This window comes from Streptomyces durocortorensis (genome assembly GCF_016901035.1).
Classification (GTDB): Bacteria; Actinomycetota; Actinomycetes; order Streptomycetales; family Streptomycetaceae; genus Streptomyces; species Streptomyces durocortorensis.
The window spans coordinates 1-2,672 of record NZ_JAFEUF010000441.1; the positions used below are offsets into that span (position 1 = coordinate 1).

General features: G+C 75.3%; 3 protein-coding genes. 1 reads left to right on the forward strand and 2 read right to left on the reverse strand.

Annotated elements, in window-relative coordinates; genetic code table 11:
* The first annotated feature begins 37 nt into the window (after positions 1-37).
* A complete protein-coding gene (locus JS521_RS35165; protein ID WP_205086918.1) occupies positions 38-409 on the forward strand; it encodes a DUF192 domain-containing protein in 372 nt (123 codons plus the stop codon).
* 12 nt (positions 410-421) lie between these two features.
* Here JS521_RS35165 and JS521_RS35170 read toward each other — a convergent pair whose 3' ends face one another.
* Together JS521_RS35170 and JS521_RS35175 are read right to left on the reverse strand one after the other, a co-directional pair.
* A complete protein-coding gene (locus tag JS521_RS35170) occupies positions 422-1,624 on the reverse strand; it encodes a putative hexosyltransferase (protein ID WP_205086917.1) in 1,203 nt (400 codons plus the stop codon).
* Positions 1,625-1,776: 152 nt separating this feature from the next.
* Positions 1,777-2,373 carry a hypothetical protein gene (locus tag JS521_RS35175; protein WP_205086919.1) on the reverse strand — a complete coding sequence of 199 codons (597 nt, stop codon included), beginning with the start codon at positions 2,371-2,373 and terminating at the stop codon, positions 1,777-1,779.
* Positions 2,374-2,672: the final 299 nt, after the last annotated feature.

A 2,672-nucleotide genomic window follows, 5' to 3' on the forward strand; every position in this document is an offset into this window, starting at 1 on the left:
TGAGTGGGATGGAGCCCTGGGCTCCGGGAACGGGGCCATGAGCTCCGCGGACGGGACAACGGGCTCCGGGGGCGGGGCCCTGGAGGTGCCGCTGCGGATCGCGGCCTCGTACCGGGCCCGTACCAAGGGGCTGCTCGGGCGGGACGGGATCGAGGGGGCGATGATGCTCACCCCGTGCGGGAGCGTGCACACCTTCCGGATGCGGTTCCCCATCGATGTGGCGTACCTGGACCGGAGGTTCACCGTCCTGGCGGTCACCACGATGAAGCCCGGCCGCCTCGGGCTGCCCCGGCTGCGGGCGCGGCACGTGGTGGAGGCGGAGGCCGGGGCGATGGAGCGGTGGGGGGTGCGGCCGGGCGTACGGGTGGAGCTGAAGGCGGTGTCGGCCACCGCGCCGGACACGGCCTAGGAGCGCACGGCCCTACGGCGGGCCCGCGCCCAGCAGGGTCCAGGCCCCGTAACCGGCGGACGCACAGGCGAGGACGGCGAGCACGGCGGCCGTGCGGCCCGTGGTGCGCAGCCGCAGCAGGGCGACGGCGGGCGGGAGCAGCAGCGGGAACGCGGGCATCATCAGGCGCGGCCGGGAGCCGAAGTATCCGGCTCCGATCAGCGAGATGACGACGATCGTGAGGGCGTAGACGAGGACCGGGAGCGGCTGCCGCTGCCGTACGCACAGCACCACGAGCCACCCCAGCAGCCCGAGCGCCGCGCACAGGCCGAGGGCGGCGGGCCACGGGAGGCCGGCGATGAAGGCGGCGAGCGCGCGGCCGCCGTCGATGTTGTTGCCCCACTGCGCCTGGACGTCGAAGTAGGCGAAGGGGCTGCCTTCGCGTACGGCCACGAACACCACGTACGCCAGCCAGCCCAGCGGTGCGAGGGCCACGCCCGCGATCATCCGGGCGTGGCGGCGCAGGACCGGGCCGGCACGGCGCTCGTCGCGGTACGCGCGTACGAGGGTGACGGCGGCGGTGACCGCCAGGGCCGCGATGAGGGCGGCCGCCGTGGGCCGGGTGAGCCCCGCCAGGACGGACAGCGCGCCCGCGACGATCCAGCGGCCTTTGAGGACGGCGTACAGCGCCCAGGCGGCGAGCGCGGTGAACAGGGTCTCGGTGTACGCCATCGACTGGACGAACGCCGTGGGGTACGCCCCCCAGAGTGCGGCCAGCACCACGCCCGTACGCCGTCCGCGCAGGTGGGCGCCGACGGCGTAGACGCCCCAGGCGGCGAGCAGCCCGGCGGTCCAGGCGACCAGGAGTCCGGCGCCGCCGAGGGTGAGCGGGGTCACCTCGGAGATGCCGCGTTCCAGGGCGGGGAGGAGGGGGAAGAACGCCAGATCGGAATGGACGGAGCCGTCCGGGAGGGTGACGGTGAAGCCGTATCCGTTCTCGGCGATGCGCTGGTACCAGACGGAGTCCCAGCGTCCGCTGAGCGGCCCCAGGGGGTTCTTCCCGGCGGCCGAGGCGGCCGCCCAGAAACCCAGGAGCCCCAGGGCCCGCACGGCGGCGTAGACCGCGAGCGCGGGCGCGGCGGCCCGGAACGCGGCGGCGACCCGGGGCCCGCCGGGAACGCGGAGGGCGGGGGCCGGTGCGGCGGGCGTCCGGGTGCGGAGCTGGTGATCGGACATACGGCCGATTATGACGTCGGCGGCGGGCTCGTCGTGCCAGGGGGAGGTGGGGCCCTCCCCCATACGGGCCGGGCCGCCGTATGACCCGGGCGGTCCGTACGGCCCGGGCCCCCGCACGGACCGGCCCGGGTCATGCGGACCGGGCCCCGGCCTCAGACGCCGTCGAGCACCTCGTTCCCGAACACCTTCCACGGCGACATCTCCACCGCGTCCATGACCGCCAGCTGCGGGTGCCGGGCCGCCGTCTCGTCCCGTACGGCGACGGTGTCCGGCCAGGCGTCGAGGTGCGCGGCGCCCTCGATGACGACGCCGTCCCAGTCGGTGGCGGCCGTCGCGCCGCTCCGGTCGACGACGAAGCCGATACACAGCACCGAGGCCCGCCCGATGGTCCGCCGGACGGCGCTCACCGCGTGCTCCCGCTCCGGCTCGGGCAGCTCCCCGACGGAGAACTCGACGGCGACGACACCGCCCCGGGCGCGCCGGATGCGCACCAGGAGGTCGAGGCCGCCGTCCGTCCACAACCGGAATCCGACCTCGTGCAGCCGCTGGAGGCCGGCGAGGGACAGCAACTGCTCCCGGGTGACGGGCGAACGGGCTCCCAGGGAGGCGGAGTCGAGGCTGACGAGCACGGTGTGGCCGGTCACCGGGTGCGCCGGGCGGAGCCCTTCGGCCTCCAGGTCGCCCAGCAGGGTGCGGGCGTCCAGCCGGGTCCAGCCGAGGTGGTACGAGTAGAAGAATCCGGCACCCACCATCGACGCCCACCCCCATCGCTCTCGCTGCTTCGCGCGGCGTCGTGGTCGGCGACCCCCGGCTCCTCCGAGCGTACTGAGCGGCGGCGGGGGCTGCGTGGGCCCACGGGCCCATGGGCGGCCCCAAGCGGAACGCCCGCCGCCTCCTGGATCAACACAACTGCCGCACACCGCACTTGGGCCCGGGTTTGGGACCGAGGGCCCGGGTGGGGGCAGGTTTTCGGCCGTAGGCTCTCGGCCCGTCGGGCAACACGCGCGGGGTCGAGGAGAGGTGCACTGTGAGGGGTGGCGGGGGCGGG